This window comes from Bacteroides sp. AM16-24, from assembly GCF_003471885.1.
Lineage (GTDB): Bacteria > Bacteroidota > Bacteroidia > Bacteroidales > Bacteroidaceae > Bacteroides.
Genome location: NZ_QRKI01000008.1, coordinates 19,883 through 38,525, shown reverse-complemented (window position 1 = coordinate 38,525; position 18,643 = coordinate 19,883). Strand labels below are relative to the sequence as shown.

Here is an 18,643-nt window from a genome sequence, read left to right as displayed (position 1 = left end):
TTAAGTATTAATAGTCTTTGAAAAATTCTTAGGTAACATTCCGAAGTGTTGCTGAAAGCACTTCGTGAAATAGGAGGAACTGGTAAACCCGGTAATAGACGCAATTTCATTTATCCGATGACTACCCTCCTGAAGGAGTAAAGCTGCCCTTTTCAACCGGTGTAACCTGATGTAATCATTCGGAGTTAAGTCCGACAATCCTTTTATTTTCCGATGCAGGCTGGAACGGCTCATGTTCAATTTCTCGGCCAGCAAATCGACACTAAACTGCAAATTGGCCAGGTTAGCCTCAATCACTGCATTTACCTTCTGAACGAACAATTCATCAGCTTTTGTTAATGCTACTACATTAGCTTCTGTCAACGGACGTTTATTGAACAGCTCCTTCACAAGCTTCCTGTTCTTCAGCAGGCTTTGTACTTGCGCCTGTAAATATTCTAATGAGAAAGGTTTCTCAATATAGGCATCCGCCCCAAGCTCCAATCCTTCAATTTTCGATTGAAGATTTGATTTTGCAGTCAGTAGGATTACCGGGATATGGCTATATTCTACTTGAGACTTTATAGTTTTCAACAATTCCATACCATCCATATTCGGCATCATAATATCACTAATCACTAAATCAACCTCCAACTCATTCAATACTTTAATAGCCTCCAATCCATCCATTGCCCGATGTACCTCATAGCTACCCATCATTTTTTTTGAGATAAATTCAAGCATCTCCAGATTATCCTCTACAATCAATAGAGTTTGTTGTCCCCTACCTTCTTTGCAATTCATAGAGGCTAATTCCGCCTCCTCATCCAACAGCTTTTCGCTTTTTATCTCATAATGGGAATATGGAAGCCGCAGTACAAAACGATTATTATCCGTACAAGCTATATCCAACTGTAAATCCCCCCCATGCAACTGTGCCAACGAGCGGGCTAATGGAAGTCCCAGCCCCCTGCCCGAATTAACCTGTCCCTGCGAAGATACTTGCACAAAAGGTTCAAAAATCTTTTCCTGCATCTGCCGGGCTATAATCTCACCATCATTCTCTACACTGATCACAAAATGCTCATTGTCCGCCCTGGCCAATACTACACTAATATAAGTAGAGGAATACTTCAGAGCATTCGTGAAAAGATTACTAACAATTTTAGTAAAAGCTTCCACATCCACTTCTGCCGATAAGGCAGATTCCGGTAAAGAGATATCAAACCGAATCCCTTGTTGTTCGGCCGGCAATCTAAAACGGTCATAAATGGCTTGCAACAGCAGAACAATATCGACCTGCTCAAAATTCATCCGCATTTGTTTGGCCTCCACACGTCGGAAGTCAAGCAACTGATAAGTCAACGATAGCAGTCTTTCCGTATTCTTCATTACCGTATCCAATGATTCCTTCGTCTCTTCATCAAATAGCTTATTATGGATAATATATTCCAAAGGGCCTTTTATCAGAGTCAAAGGTGTCTTTATTTCATGTGCTATATTCGTGAAGAACTCGATTTTGGCATGATACGACTCATGCTCTTTCTCTTGTTCAACCTTCTGAATCAACAGCTTCTGTTTCTTCTGTATCCGTTCTCTTACATAGAAGTACAGCAAGACAAACGCAATCAGCAAAAGTATTCCATAAGAAACATAAGCCCAGGTACTTCCCCACCAGGGTGGCAAGATATGAATATCCAGCGTACATGCTTCCTTCCATTCTCCTACACTATTAGAGGACTTTATTACCAATTTATAATTCCCGGGACGCAAATTTGAATAAGATACCCGGGGAGCGTTATCCACAAGCATCCAATCTTTATCCAAACCTTCTAATCTTACATAACAGGCATTCTTTTGAGAGGCTCCATAACGTAGGACAGCATAATCAAAACTAATAAAATTCTGATTATAATTCAGTTCCAGTTTTTTGGTACAGGTAATCGACTGTTCTAAAGGTGAACCTTTACCGGGATACATTTCTCTATTGTAAAGTTGAAAACCAGTAAGAAAAACCGGCGGAAAACTTAAGTCTTCTTTTATTTCGGAGGGATCAACAACCGACAAACCTTCAATCGTACCAAAATACAAACGATTCTGCATATCTCTAAATGCAGAATTATAATTAAACTGATTCGTTAGCAAGCCATCACTTTTTGTGAATACGCGAACGTTGTTGGTCGAAGGATTAATATGAACCAATCCTCTGTTTGTTCCTACCCAGATATTCCCCAAATTATCTTGAATGGCTTTATAAGCCATATCATCCGGTAGCCCAGTGGACATGGAGTAACGGATAAACTGCCCTTCGGCAGGATTATAATAAATTAATCCATAACTCGAAGTTCCAATCCAAAGGCGCTTTTCCTGATCTTCGTAAACACTCAAAATACGATTAATGATGCAGCCTGTCTTCTGATACAACGTTTCCTGATAGTTCACGACCTCTCCGCCAGTAGTATAGCAAATCAGACTTTTCCCCATTGATGCCAACCAGATATTCCCTGCCGAATCTTCACAGATATTATGTACATACACCTCTTCAAGTCCTTTCACAGGAGTAAATTTTCCGGTCGAACGGTCAAACCAATACACACCTCCCTGAGTGCAGATCCAGATACGTTTCCGGCGGTCATAACAAATAGAATAGATGGAATTATCCACATTATATCTATCGTCTGAAATATAATAATGAGATATTTTCTTTGTCTTCAGATTATAAATATTAAGTCCCCCCGAAAACACTCCAATATATAATTCGTCACCGATAATCTTCATTCCATGCACATTGTAGTGATCCAATCCGATATCCATAGGACTCATTGTTTTTGTAACCGGATCAAAACAATTCAGACCGGCATCTTCAGTACCAATCCAGATATTCCCCACACTATCCTGGCAAATTTCCCTGACTGCCTTGCCTTTCAACGAATATTTATCTACCAAAGGATAATATGATTCGATGAAACGATTCTGAACCAACGAGACGTAATTGATTCCACCAAAATACGTACCAACCCATAAACCGTTATCACGATCTTTATAAACGGCATAGATAGCGTTATCAGATAATGATAAAGGATCAAAGTAATCTCTCATCAAACGAGTGGTGTGCTTCGTTGTCTCATCATAAATAAGCAACCCTTTCTCGGTTGCTACCCAAAGTATATTCTCATCAATAAGGATATCATGCACAAATACCATTTCTCCATCATCTTGCCCGAGAGTAAGAAAAGAAAAGCTCTTCTTGTCCAAATCATATCGTATAATGCCTGAGTATTGGAAACCTAAATAAATGAAATGTTCATTACCGGTTATTACTTGCAACTGGTCATTCAGTGATTTGAAACAATCTATCTTCATCGAATGATACCTGCCGGAAGACTGGTCCAACAAAAATAATCTTCCTTTATCTCCGCCAAGCCAGACACGATTACTGCCGTCAATCCACATAGCAGTAGCCGAAAAAGTGGTGTGTTCCTGTCCACTCTCCTTAAACGGGTAAAAATGGAAATCGTTTGACTTGGGTTTATAACAATATACTCCTGTCCCTTTCTCCAGGAAGTAAACCCAGCCATCCGAGTTAACCTTGATAGAAACAATCATATCGGAAGGGGTATTCCCTTCCTTTGTCTTTTGACAAAAATATTCTAGAGAGTCACCTTTTGCATTATAACGGGAGATACCCTTAGTACCAATCCAAAGTGTTCCGTTTTGATCCTGGCAGAGTGATAATATGTAATTTACATCAAATGGTATTCTACCATTAACCTTGTGGCGATATACTTTCACTTTATTTCCATCATAGCGATTCAAACCATCACGAGTGGCAAACCACATGAAGCCATCCTTATCCTGAACGATGGAAGTGATGTCATTGTGCGAAAGTCCGTCGTCCATTGAAAGATGAGTAAAATGAAATTGTTTTCCCGCAGCCCACACGGTCTGACAGATCAATACAGCAATGCAAAATATGTATCCCCGGAATGATTTCATTGTTTCACTGTTTCAGGTTCTTACTACAAATATACTCTACTTTTTATAATTAACCCACACTTTCATTTTACCGGGTTCCCTGTTGTCCCATGCATAATAAGGTATGAAGTTAAGAGTTTCATCAGCTGTCGTACCCACTATTTCCACTACTCCCAAATCTGTATTACGAGCAGTAGTGAATGACATTTCCGAAGTTATGAAAGCTTTTTCTATAATAGGATTATCCACTTGTTCCAGACAATAGACCAGTGGTCCCCGTTGAATGGCACGTTTACCCACATTCTCCTTAACCCTCGGATCAGCTTCAACAACTTCCACTTCCATGTCCAAATTCATTTCCACCACATCTCCGTCTTTCCAGTCACGTTCCAAAGTAACGTATCCCAGCTCTTTTTTTACTAATTGTGGCTGTCCGTTGCATGACAAGCTATACTGTTTACACCATTCAGGTATTCTGAATTTAATGCCCGACTGAAACGGCTTTTCCGTTTTTATCTCAAAACGCACGTTACCATCCCACGGATAGTCTGTAACCTGTCGTATTTCAATAGTATCTTGTTGATAGTTAATACGGGCAGTGCTACCAATATACAGGTTCACCCAAATATTCTTATCCGATTTTGCATACAGATAATTACCAATAGAAGGTAAAAAACGAGAAATCTGACTCGGACAACAGGCCGTCCTATACCACACTTTACGATGATGCGTACCATCTGTTTCAAGTGGATTCACATAAAAGAACTTATCACCCGACAAAGAAATACCGGCTAAAGCGCCATTATACATTGAACGTTCCAGTACATCTGCATATTTGGCATCTCCGCTTAGAAGGTTCATCCGATTGTTCCACAGAACCATACCGACAGATGCACAAGTTTCACAATAAGCCTTGTCATTTGGCAGATCATAATCCTCAGTAAATCCTTCATTCTCTCTGGATGAACCAATTCCTCCGGTCAGATACATATTCCTGTCAACAACATCATGCCACAACGAATCTAATGCAACCATATATTCCCGATCATTCGTAGCGGCCGCCACATCCGCCATAGCCGTAAACATGTACATGGCACGAACCGCGTGACCGGAAATTGTGCGCTGTTCTTTTACAGGCAACAGATCTTGATGGTAATCCGGACTATCCCAGGTTCCTGCTCCATGTCCCCGTTGAGCCAACAGCCACTTAGAAAAGTCAAGATACCTACTATCATGCGTTTTATAATAGAGTTTCACCAGAGCAAGTTCAATCTCCTGATGGCCAGGTACCCAAACCCTTTTGTTTGGTCCGAAAGTATCTATCAGATGGTTGGCAAAACGAATGGCAACATCCAGCAATTTTCTTTTACCGGTTGCATCGTCATAGGCAATGGCAGCTTCAATTAAATGTCCGCAACAGTACATTTCGTGTTTATCCATATCTGTCCAACGCTGATTCATGTCTCCCAATATATAGTAGGTCATCAGATAACCATCTTCCATTTGTGCTTTTGAGATATAATCGACAATCGTATCTATTTTGGCCTCTAAAGCAGGATTACTATGATTTGTTAATGAGTAAGATACACCTTCAATCATTTTATAAAGATCCGAGTCATCATATACCAATCCTTCGAACTCTCCCGGAATAACTTTTGCAGCAATAGCAAAATTACGCACACGGTTTGTGGCAAGCTCACATTGTTCAATACAAACTCCCAATGTTGTGGCAGCATGTGTCTCTAATCTGGGTTTCCAGAATCGGTCTGTAATAGTAACCTGTGAAAAATTTACAGGCTCCATCTTGCGTGTAAAAGATATATCTTGTTGAGCGCACGAACTAAATAACCCTATACTCAATAATAAATAAACAATTCTTTTTCTCATGGCATTCTTCTTTTATAAATTAACGGGATTACCTACTAATTCTATATTCTTTTCAACGACAGCATTTCGTTTCAATGACACCGCATCCGGTTGTTTCCCCCCAACGGCTATCTTCACCGTGCAAGGCATCACAACAATATGTCCTTCCTCAGTCGTAACAGCCAGATCATCCGACTCAAGAAGAAAACGAACCGTCTTTGTTTCCCCTTTCTTCAGAGATACTCTTCTAAAGCCTTTCAGTGAGCGTATGGGAGTGTCAAAGGAAAGTCCCTCATGCGAAATATACACTTGCACCACTTCATCTCCGTCCATGCGCCCTGCATTAGTGACATCTACAGATACTTCTACAGCTTCATTCGTCGCAATCCGAACAGGCAATTTCAAATTATCATATCTAAAGGAGGTATAACTCAAACCATAACCAAATTCATAGAGTGGCCTCCCCGAAAAGTAACGGTATGTCCTTCCTTTCATGCTATAATCCTCAAAATCCGGTAGCTGTTCCAAAGATTGATAAACCGTGACAGGTAAACGTCCCGAAGGATTATAATCGCCCAATAAGACATCAGCCAAAGCTGTGCCGGCTGACTGCCCTCCATACCATCCTTCTATAACTGCATTCACTTTCCTATGCTCTGCGGGAATACTTAAAGGACTGCCATTTTGCAAAACAAGTATCGTAGGCTTTCCCAATTTACAAATAGCCTCAACAAGTTGTTTCTGAGTATCAGGCAAGTCTATTTCTGTACGGTCTCCCCCTGCAAAGCCCTTGCTTTTCACAGTCATTTCTTCTCCTTCCAGATTCTGATTGATTCCCATACATAATATAACCACATCCGATTTCCGTGCAACTGCAACAGCTTTTTTCATCAGGACATGATTGTCCGCACGCCCCCATAAAAGTTTGATTAACGCATGATTTACAATTTCATGCCTATACTCAATCCTTACTTTTATCATTTCTCCCGCTTCACAAGAACGTAAATAGAAGTTTTTACGAGGATGATGTACATTCCCATATTGAAAAGTCAGAGAATCATTCACATAAAATTTATAACCGTAGAAACCCTCTATACCTAACGCGTACCTTCCTGTTTCGGGAATACGGATAAACGTTTCATAGCTTGCCCCAAAATTATCATCTGGCAAATCTGTAAAAGGTGCTTTATCCCACCAGATATTATTGATTTCTCTTTCAATCAAAACATGTTTGGGCTCACCCCACAAATTAGGATTATTATAATAAGCGGCTTTTACACCCTTATTTTGCCCCGTAACATCAGTAAAAAGATAATCAGCGGCAACAGGCTCAATCTGTGGAAAATCTTCAGATAATTCACAGCCTGCCTCATATCTGATTTCAGCATCCGGCATCTTATTTTGAAGACCTTGCAACACCGTCAAACCATTTTTATTATATCCACAGTAATTTCCCCACAATGTCTCATCATCATTCGCCGTAGGTCCGATAACCGCAATCTTCTTTACTGACTTCTTTAAGGGCAGTATTCCATCATTCTTCAGAAGAACTATAGATTTATGAGCCGCTTCCAAAGCTATTTGCCGGTTCTTTTCGCTATCTACCACATTCATCGGAATCTGGGCATAGGGAACAATGTCTACCGGATCAAACATTCCTAACCTAAACCGTGCACTAAACAACTTCATCACAGATTGATCTATTTCCGATTCCGTTATCAACTTCCGCTCCACAGCCTCCCGCAATCCCCGGTAAGCTACACCGCAATTCAGATCAGTCCCTCTTTTCACTGCTAATGCAGAAGCCTCGGCAGCATCAGCCGACACTTTATGATCTGTATAAAAATCACGAATAGCCCCACAATCGGATACTACATATCCCTTAAAGCCCCACCTCTCACGCAGATATTCCTGCAGCAGTTCACTACTACCGCAACAGGCTTCTCCTCTAAAGCGATTGTAAGCACACATTACAGATTCTACATTCGTATTCTCCACCACTTCTTTAAAGGCCGGTAAATATGTTTCTATTAAATCCTTTTCCGAAGTTTCAGCGTCAAACTCATGTCTCAAGGGTTCTGGTCCGCTATGAACGGCAAAGTGCTTAATTGTCGCTACCGTTTTCAAGTAGCGGGCATCATTTCCCTGTAATCCCTTCACAAATTGCAAAGCCAGTTTACCACAAAGAAAAGGATCTTCTCCATAAGTCTCCTGCCCTCTTCCCCAGCGTGGGTCACGAAATATATTAATATTGGGAGTCCAAAAAGTAAGTCCTTGATAAATACCCCGCTTACCCTGCCGCACAAAATCATGATGTTTGGCTCTCGCCTCATCAGAAATCGCATCGGCAATCCTAAACATCAATTCATCATCAAAAGCAGCTGCCATACCAATCCCTTGTGGAAAAACAGTTGCCTGCCCCGCACGCGCCACTCCATGCAAACATTCGTTCCACCAATTATAAGATGGTATCCCCAAACGCTCTATGGCTGGTGATTGATACATCATCTGAGAAATCTTTTCATCAAGTGTCATCCGACTGACCAAATCTTTCACCCGCTCCTCCGTACTCAATTTCGGATTCTGAAACGGATATTTGAATTGCTGAGCCGATATACCGGTCATAAGGCTCTCTATAAAAAAGAGACAAAACAGTATTTTACTATTACAAGTTATCATAGTTCATCGTATTAATCATCAATCAGTAGTAAAAACAATCTCTTGTACAAACGGATTCACCGATAAATGAATATCATCTGCCGAAGTAATAGGTTTACCCAAAACCGAACATCTGTTTATAGTCACATTTTTAATACCATATCTATTGTCCTTTCCCAAAATCTGTGCATCAACTCCATTCAGACTGGTCAATACACTGACATTCGAAACTTCAATTCCGTCTATCACACAATTCCCCGTACACTCTCTCCAACTTTTATCCGTTATCTCAAAATCAATTAACCGAGGAGCTTCTGCTCCATTAAAATCAAAGCGCTCAATGGTTATATTTTCAAACCGCACATTTTCAATACGAGTCGAGTCAAAGCCATTAATCACCATTCCACGTTTACACTTCACAACATCTATGTTTCTGAATACAATATCCTTGAAATGTTCTACGCAAGTTTCCGTACCTATTTTAGCTGCTGCGGAATTACTGACAGTTAAAATATGATCAAATAATATACGTTCCGTAGTGTATTCCCGTTCACTATCCAGTCCTTTCACCACAACATTATCATCACCGGCATGAATCACTGCGTTTACCAAGGAACAGTCCGTTGAAGAGTCAAAATCCACTCCGTCCGTATTGGTCCAATTCTTATAGGGACGATTATTCAGTACTTTCAGATTCTTCATATGAAACTCCTTTGAACGATAGACACGTGTATTCCAAAATGTAGGATCACGAAGAACAACTCCGTCATAAAGTACATTTTTACAATTGGATGCATAAAGCAAATGAAATTCGCGTGCACCATTCTTACGAAGACCTGCCCAACCTGCACCATCAATGGTTCCATAACCTAACATACGGAAATTAGATACACCATCCATACGTATCAACGATTTATCCTGATAATCCGCCGGATCAGTACTCCCCATAATCAATGCATCATCTGCCAATAAAACTGTCATATCACTACGCATGTACAACTCGCCCGTATAGTATTTCCCTTTGGGGAAATACAGCACTGCCTTTCTACGTGAGACTTCATCAATGGCTGCCTGGATTTTTTCCGTTTCTTTGTTCGTTCCCGTAGAATCGACTCCAAAGCTCAGAATATTGACAATTTCCTTATCGCTTACCTGTGCCTGATAATCGACTTTGGGATTAATAAGTAAATACAGGTCTTCCAGATCATTAATCTTCACCAAAAGGTAAGCGGCCGAGTCGACTGCGAACGATAGTTGGTTACCGCTGACATTGGCCTTGATGTTTTTCCGCATAGGACTGACTGTATAGTTCTGAATCGGATTATCCACCCTTACACTAACTTGAAGCGGAGATGTTCCGTCATAAACTATCTGCACGTAATGAATCGGAATATCAATCTTTTCCATCTTTTCAACTACTGCGTCCTTACCATTTACACTTACACGAAACTGTTTACTCAAAGGTGCGTCACCCAATGCCGGCATCAACCGGAAAGAAAGACTTTCATCTTTACTTCTGTCCACAGAACAAGACACACAAAACAAAGCCACCAACAGATATATCCATGTATTCTTTCTCATAGTTTTCTATCTTATTTAGTTATCAAAGCATCATGCAATAAATTATTCAGGTATTCGGTTCCCTCACAGTCAGTCAATTGCATAAACCACCCTTTATTGGGGAATGTTACAATACAATCTTTCAGAACCGTTCCACTTGTCATCTTCAAATCAAGCATAGGATATTCTTTCGACAACTGACCGGAAGACAGATTATCCAATACCAATCTTGCACCATTGGTTATAGAGAAAGGAGATTTTCCATCCGAAGACAACAATTCTACATTTCGCAATGTTAACCGCTCCACATGATTCGCGACCAAACCTTGCTTGCATTCCAGCCGGATATTCTCCAAAAGAATGTCCTGAGGAGGTGCTTCCTGTAATCCTACAATATTGATTGCCTGTTCAATATTGCAACCGGTTATATTTGAATAACGGATATTTTTAAAGAAGGGGGTTTCCTCTGTCACTGGAAATACTTTATCTGTAGTTCCTTCATAGCCCATATCTATGGAAATCCCTTCGCGAAGATTCTCCATGACAATGCCATTTGCCAGCAAGTTTTCTACAATGCCACCACGTCCTCGCCCGGTCTTTACCCGTAACCCGCGAAGCGTTCCCTTAAAGACACAATTCATCACGGTCACGTTCCGAACCCCACCTGACATCTCACTCCCAATACCTACCGCACTCCTACCATGTGCAAAAGTACAATTCATGATTGTTATATTTTCGCAAGGTATACCGACTTTACGCCCATGTTCGTTATAACCGGATTTGATTGTAACACAATCATCTCCACAATCAACATAGCAGTTGGAAATGCGCACTCCATTGCAGGATTCCGGATTTATTCCATCCGTATTCGGCGATTCATAAGGCTGTATTATAGACACACCCTGAATATTCACATTCCGGCAATAAACCGGATGGATAGTCCAGGCCGGAGAATTCGTAATGGAGATATCAGATATCTGTACATTAGTACATCGGTATAAATTAATCATACGGGGACGAGGAAACTCCAACGGAGAGCCCTCCGGATTTTCCGGCTCGCGTTCCCGAATACCCTTTTCCGTACGTATCTTGTCTGTTTCCCAATAAGCATCCCACCAGGCTTTTCCCTGTCCGTCTATCCGTCCACGCCCGGTAATGGTTACATTTTCCAAATCGTGTCCAGTAAGAAGAGAGGCATATACTTTCCGTTCAATCCCTTCCCACGACCCCATAATAACCGGAGTATCAGCAATATCATCATGAAAATAAATTGTGGCACCGGAACAAACCTCAAAAACAATATTACTTCGCAAAAAAAGAGGACCGCTCAGATACTCGCCCGCTGGAACTATTACTCGTCCTCCACCGGCTTTGGCAGCTGCGTCAATCGCTTTCTGAATAGCAATGGTACACAATTTTTTATTTCCCTGCGCTCCATAGTCTTTCACATTAAAATATTGCGCAAATACACTCAACGGCATCAGACAAAAAAAGGCCAGTAAATATACTATCTTCAGTTTCTTCATGTTCATTATCTTTTGTTTTCTCATTTACAACATTTCAATTCTATAGGCCCTAATAGACCAGAAGGTACACTCTCCCAATGTGCAGCACTAAAATTACGATAAGCTACATCTACCATAAAGAACGTTTGCCAGGGAGTTTTATTTTGATCTAACCAAATCATTCGGTTAGCGTCCAAATTGCGTACTTCAATGCGAAGTTTATTATTTTTCTTCTTCAGGATCCCTGTTCCTATATTCAGTTCGAAAGGAACCGACCACGAACAACCCACATATACGTCATTCACCCAAACTTTTGCAACTTCCCGGACATCTCCTAATGAGAGCTGGTAATGCTCGGCACGCACAGAAGGCAAGTTGAAACTAGTTTCATAAATACCCGTGCCGCTAAAATAACGCGCCAACGTATCAGGAGCTTCCGTCCAGCTTTTAACCACCTCAGTATGATAAGATGCCGGCAACTGAGGTTCACCTTCTTTGAAAGAAACAGACCAAGTATCACCTATACGATAAGAAGCAATCACTTCATTATAATCCCATGATACCGACTCCCCATCACTATATAATTTTATAAAGCAGGATTGACCCGGTTTTAATTGCAAGAAGAGCCTCTGCCCATCTGTCCGAGGCACTCCGCTTTCGCCTGTCAAAGGATTGAATAAAGTTACTCTATCAGCTGACTTTCCCAGCTGTATCCATCCTTCCTGAAATTCATTGCTTTGGTTTGCCACAAAATAAAAAGTTCCCTTCTCATTCCTTTTACGGATATACTCAAGCTGGTGTTTTCCGAACTCCTCTTTGGGTATTCCTATTCGTTTCAATGATTCAGTATAATTAGCATCTACTATCACATTAGAATATGTTTTCAATTTAGCAGACAAAGAAAGTAATTCGGAACGTTGTACCTCTACATTGTAGTATCCCGGAATATCACGAGGCATGCGATAGGCAAAGATGATATTGACTCCGGAAGCAGCCAATTTCTCTAATTGTTGTAAAGTCCCTAACGGGATTCGTTTGCAACAAGGCACGACAATAGCTTTATAGGATGCCTGTCCCGGAGTTATCACCTGTTTACCGCTGCTTTTACACAAGGCTAACTGTCTGTCGGAGATGTAATCGAAATCAAAACCTTCTCGCTTCAGAGTACGGGCAATATCACCTACATCTTGCCTGTAAAACCAATTGTCCGGGTTATGGATGGTAAACATCATTAGTTTACTTCGCCCATCCTCATCGTCACACTCGGTCCATAAATCATGCATCGGCATATAAAGCAATACATCATTATCCGGTTGACTATTTTGCAGCAATTGTTGACTACGTGCCACAAATAGAGAAAAATCCGGCATCATCTCTTTGAAAGCCGTTGTGTGCCCGAAATCCGCAGCCGGATAAAAATGCCATCCGGGAAATGGAATTTCTTTAGGAGAATAAGCTCCACAAGTTAACATTATATGATTTATTCCACTTACAAACAATTCGTCTATCTGAGGTTTTGCCTGTGAAAGAGCTACCTTAAAATGATCACCCAGCCAAGTAGCGGTTTCCGATGAAGTGAGTTGCTTGCCCATTACATGCGAAGCGGAAGAGGCAAACTTCAACAACATCTTATCAGGACGCCCAAATGACTTCTCATTATAAAGCGGGTCGATACGCACATTCTTAATATGCAGAGGACTTGCTCCGAAAGACTCTGTCTGTGGAATATCAGAAGCCCCATACAAATCGAGCCAGTTAGCAGGAGAGCCATGTGCCTGCTCCACTGTCTTCACTCCATGTCTTTCAGCCCAATGATGCCATACGTCAACAAAGTTATCCAATAATAAATCGGAAATAGTCTCCCGATAATCACAAAGTACCCTCCGAGCTGCATCACTCTTATTTGCCGGATCGAGCAAATAAAGATATTTCCTCAAATCATATCCTCTACGAGCTTTGAATTCATCAAGCAACACAGAAGAATAATCGGCCCCATATACTTCATAAGAGTCATTGAATGTAGCCCTTAAAGCGGAAGAAGACAAAAACAATGAATCAAAACGCTCCAGATACTTTTCGACAGCTATCTTATTGAAATGATCTATAACAAGTCCTTCACCACCCAGTCCTGAACGTTTGGTCATCTGCCCTGTAGGTACTGAATACAAGCCATAAACATCCCATTTTTTCGCAGGAAATGTAAAGCGCAAAATTCCATCCGTTCCAACTTTTGACGTAAGATCCAAATAATCTCCATCAGTAGAGTAAGCACTCAAAACATGCAACTTCCCCTTTTGTCGGGCAGAAAGATCCATTACAACATTCTCACCAGGCATAGCTGTAAACAAACGGTTCACAACAGAATATTGTGCAGCCATATCAGATGTCACATTCGGTCCGCCAAAAGGCCATGCCGAGGTAAGCGAAGCATCTATCCGCATACCCGATTTTCGGGATTGCTCCGCTGTATAATTCATCATTTCTATCCAACGGGGACTCATAAAAGGAATATATTTTGATTCATATCCTTCTACTCCATAGGTAGCGGCAATGCTTGCTCCACCATATCCCAATTCCTTAAACTGTTGCAAATGCCAGTCTATCCCCTCTTTATCGACTGCACTTCCCAACCAGTACCACCACAACCAGGGGCGCTCCGTTGCACTATAATCAGAAAGTTTCTGCTGCTGAGCCCAGCCGGGCACAGAATTCAGCATCATAACCGACAATACGCATTTCAGTATCAGTTTCTTCAAATCTTTGCTTTTCATGAATTGCCACGTGTTAGTATTTTTATCTATTACCTATTAAAACGATTGTTCCAATCAATCCGGAAGGTGCCAATTCCCAATCGGCTGTATTAAATGAACGGCGTTTCGGATCAGCGACATAACATTCTTGCCATTGCACCTGATATCTATCCATCCCAATGAGGCGATTGGTTGCAATGTTCTGAACCCTGATCTCTAATTTATTTCCCGTTTTTCCGAGTAGGTTCGCACCAAAATCTACTTGATAAGGGACTGACCAAGTCTTTCCAACGGATCTTCCATTAACAAACACCTCTGCCATATCACGTACATCCGTGAACTTTAGACGTATCCGGGTGGCCTTTTCCAGTCCGGCCGGAAGATCAAAAGCCGTTCTATAAATTCCCACGCCACTATAATAGCAATGGGTACTATCTCCCAACTCAGTCCAACTAATCAATTCAGAAGTTGAAACGCTTGCCGGACTATCCAGGCCTTTTTCAAAATCAATTGTCCAGTGAGCTTGTAAAGGAATGGCGGTTCCCTTAAAATAATCATAGGGAACACGACTCTTCCTACCACAATCAGCAAACAGAATGACAGATTGTCCAGGTTGCAATTGAAGAGTTACCAGACTTTTACCTTCTCGTTCAGCCAAAGCCAAAGATGAAAAATGCCCGGATATAGGATTATAAGCTGTTATATTGCGATAGAATCGATCCAATATAATTTCACCTTGCTGGAAATCACTCTTCTGATTAGCTATGAAAAAAACCTTTCCTCCATCCAGTTCTTTACGAATATACTCCAAACCACATGCAGGAAGAACAGTTTTGGGGACAGACAAGATTTGCAATACAGAATCTACATTGTTCACCACCGATACTTGAGGCATTGTTGTCATCGCTTCCCGTTGCACTAACAAGGTTTGCAAACGCTGGCTCACCTCGTTGAGTCCGGGAACATCTCCCGGCATCTCTTTATCAAAAATCACTGGAACACCACTTTTAGCCAATTCCATAAGTTTCCGCATGGTTTCTATAGGCATCCTTTTACATGCAGGTATAACAATCGCTTTATAAAGACTGCCTCCCGCACTTTTAGCTTTTCCATCCTGAACGGTCATCTTCTGCAATAACTTATCAGACACATAATCGAATTGATAACCGGAAGCCTTTAATTGACGGGCCGTGACAGCAAACGGCCAGTCGCTTCCCCATTTAGTAGGAATATGGTCCATCATGGCAAGTACTCCAAGATCTTTTTTAATCTCACTGAAATAGTCAAAGACCGGATAATAAAGTAACACATCATTGTCTGGTTTGGAATGCTGCAAAACATTCTGTACCCTGGAAATATACAGACTAAAATCGGGCATATAATCCATCAGTGACGAACGTGGTCCGAAATCAGGTGCCGGATAAAAGACCCAACCCGGATAAACAGAGTTGAGAGGAGTATTCGTGGCACTTATCAGATGGATATGATTGATACCGGCAAGGAACAGCTTATCTACTTCAGGTTTCACTTGCGATAGTGCCGTACGAAAATGATTGGTCAGCCAGGTAGCCGTTTCACTTGATACCAAAGGGCGTCCCATCAGGTTACCGGCAGAAGAGGCAAACTTCATGTGTAGGACGTCAGGACGCTTATACGGTTCTCTGCGCGTAGCTTCATCAACACGTACTTTGTCTATGTCAAAACAACTGGGTCCGAAAGATTCGCATTGGGGAATATCTACCGCTGCATACATATCCAATAGATTAGAAGGGCTACCATGAGCTTGTTCCATCGTTTTAAAAGAATGGCTATTACTCCAATCAGTCCAATTTTTCACAAAGTTGTCCAATATCAGGTCGGCTATTGTGGCACGATAATCACAAAGGAACCTTTCTGCAAGTTCACTTTTTTCATTCTTCAGCAAAAGCGAGAAGTAAGGTTTGGGCGAATAACCACGTCTCTTCTCAAATTCCGTTATGAAAGTTGATGTATAATCAGCACCATATACTTCATACGAATCATTGAATAATGCACGAACTCCCTTCATGCTTTCCAAATCCTTTTCAAAATCCTTGAGATAGTTCAGTAAAGCCTGTTTGTCGAAATTGTCAATGACAAGCCCTTCACCACCGGGTGAGGAACGTTTCACCATCTGGTTGGTAAAACCTCCTATCACAGCTTCAACCCGCCACTTTCCTTCGGGCAACAAAGCACCAAGATTTCCACCGGCATCTACACTGGAAGTTAAATCAAGATAAGCTCCCTTATCAGAGAATGCTGACACAGAAACAGTGTATTCGTTGGCTGTATCTTCTATCAATTTCCTGTTTATACTACCAGTCGCCTCAAAACTATCTACTCTTTTCAAAAACTTGGCTCCATCTGTTTTCATGACCTGTGCTCCTCCGAAAGGCCATGCTGACGACAAAGCCATATCTACTTTCAGATTTAATTGCGAGGCTTTTTTCAGAGTATGACGGATCATTTTGTACCATTCCGGACTACGATAAGTTATCTGCTTATCCTCATATCCCTTCACTCCATAAGTAGAAATGATAACTACCCCTCCATATCCGGCTTTCGAATAAGTAGCCAAGTGTTGGTCTATCAAATCTTCCGACACGACATTTCCCAACCAGAACCACCAAATCCACGGTCGCTCTTCTGCCGTATATTTCCGGGCGTCATTTCTGGAAACTACCTGTTGAGCTTCCAGCATCAAGCCAAAAGAAAAGAGCAAAAGCAAACTCAGAATACACTTTCTCATTACATGCATCATTAATCATTATTAAAATATCCTCCTCCCCCTGTCAAGACAAGGAGAGGAAGATATACTATCCATCCTTACTTAAGAATCCACATCAAGTCATCTACCCCGTCCGTTCCATTAAACTGCCTTTTAATGGCTTCTTGAACATTCGCTTCATTCGTCTGGTACTCGGCCTGCGGATATCTCCATCTAACAGGAATCTTTCCACTCGGATTATTCATATTATCACCAATGTTCAACGCCGGAATTCCTGTGCGACGGATATTATAAAATGCTTCCCAACCGGAATTATTGAAGAACGCAATATACTTCTGATTGAGAATCTGTTCCAACTGTCCTCCATAAGCAACAACCGAGCTATTAAGATATTCTGAAATCACAGACTCACTGATGTCGTAAAACTGCATAGAAGCACGAATGCCTTTCTCATAATAATCTTCTGCATTTCCTTGTATCCACCCCCGATTAATGGCTTCTGCAATGTTAAAGCAAAGCTCCGGATACCCCAACAAAATCATCGGCTCACCGGTAGGAGTACAATAACGCTCCCTACTATAAATAGAAGCCTCATCCCTGCTGGCATAAATATTCTCATAACTATCATTACAATCTACGCCTCCATATTCCGTAACATCAAAATCTGTATTATCAGGATTGGCCGCTACCGCTGCTTTTGTACGTTCGGCAATGACAGTAATGCGCGGATCATTATATTTCTTAATCAAATTATAATATGTATTACCTATCCGATAATAATCAGAATTAGCCAACTGATAGAACAACAAGTAACGATTCCCCTCAATGTCATACCATTTGAATGTCATATTATCATCATTTGATGCGAACAACGGATACTTCGTAGGATTATCGAGTATCTCGGTAAACTGCTCCTTTATTCTCAAATCCGCATCATCCATCTTCTTACTAAGATTAATCAGTATACGAATCCGCAATGCATTAACAGCTTTTTGCCATCCGGCTACATTGCCCCCATAAATAAGATCGCCATTTCCAACAGACACTTTCCTGATGACCGCATCTCCCAAAATCGTATTTGCTTCATCCAAAAGAGACAGACAGTTCATGAAAACATCTTTTTGCGCATCATACTTAGGAGTAAAATTATTTTCTGATTTACCTTTCAGCGCATCACTCATTGGTATGTCGCCCATTTGCATAGTCATATCCATCAAGCAATATGCTTTAAAGAAATTGGCTATCCCCCTATAGGCAGGTGCATTAATCCGGTCTCCTTCAAACTCCATAGCAAGTACATCACGTAATACTGAGTACCAATCAAATCCCGCTTCGCCTCCCAAATATCCCTGGAATGCGATGTCTCCTTGCTGGGAAGATATTGAAGCAATGTATTGAGCCCATCCATTGTAGGTTCCTACCATCGGTCGGTATGATCCCAGCGTATTGGATATCACACTCGTCAGAATCAGTGTCGGAGGTACTTGCCCTTCGGACGGTGAATTCGGATTCATTTCATATTCTGATAAAGACTGGCAAGCGGAAAACAGAAAGATACCTGCCACCAGTGCCGTTAATCTATTATTTACTATTTTCATAATATC

Annotated in this window: 8 protein-coding genes; all 8 read right to left on the bottom strand. The window is 41.3% G+C overall.

What is annotated here, in order from left to right; genetic code table 11:
- Entirely contained in the window at positions 1 to 3,975 is a 3,975-nt protein-coding gene (locus DW182_RS11050; protein WP_118295553.1) for a two-component regulator propeller domain-containing protein, read from the bottom strand.
- Between the two features lie 36 nt (positions 3,976 to 4,011).
- Positions 4,012 to 5,841 (bottom strand): glycoside hydrolase family 127 protein, encoded by a 1,830-nt coding sequence (locus DW182_RS11045; protein ID WP_118295552.1) that lies wholly within the window; start codon positions 5,839 to 5,841, stop codon positions 4,012 to 4,014.
- Positions 5,842 to 5,853: 12 nt separating this feature from the next.
- The gene (locus DW182_RS11040; protein ID WP_199678579.1) at positions 5,854 to 8,445 is read right to left on the bottom strand and encodes a glycoside hydrolase family 3 C-terminal domain-containing protein; all 2,592 of its coding nucleotides are present in this window, start codon (positions 8,443 to 8,445) and stop codon (positions 5,854 to 5,856) included.
- A gap of 72 nt (positions 8,446 to 8,517) precedes the next feature.
- Entirely contained in the window at positions 8,518 to 10,059 is a 1,542-nt protein-coding gene (locus DW182_RS11035; protein ID WP_118295550.1) for a glycoside hydrolase family 28 protein, read from the bottom strand.
- 11 nt (positions 10,060 to 10,070) lie between these two features.
- Positions 10,071 to 11,564 (bottom strand): glycoside hydrolase family 28 protein, encoded by a 1,494-nt coding sequence (locus tag DW182_RS11030; protein ID WP_233564130.1) that lies wholly within the window; start codon positions 11,562 to 11,564, stop codon positions 10,071 to 10,073.
- Between the two features lie 20 nt (positions 11,565 to 11,584).
- Entirely contained in the window at positions 11,585 to 14,314 is a 2,730-nt protein-coding gene (locus tag DW182_RS11025) for a glycosyl hydrolase (RefSeq protein ID WP_118295549.1), read from the bottom strand.
- Between the two features lie 22 nt (positions 14,315 to 14,336).
- Entirely contained in the window at positions 14,337 to 17,060 is a 2,724-nt protein-coding gene (locus DW182_RS11020; protein WP_118295644.1) for a glycosyl hydrolase, read from the bottom strand.
- 77 nt (positions 17,061 to 17,137) lie between these two features.
- The gene (locus DW182_RS11015; RefSeq protein ID WP_118295548.1) at positions 17,138 to 18,637 is read right to left on the bottom strand and encodes a SusD/RagB family nutrient-binding outer membrane lipoprotein; all 1,500 of its coding nucleotides are present in this window, start codon (positions 18,635 to 18,637) and stop codon (positions 17,138 to 17,140) included.
- Between the last annotated feature and the right edge of the window lie 6 nt (positions 18,638 to 18,643).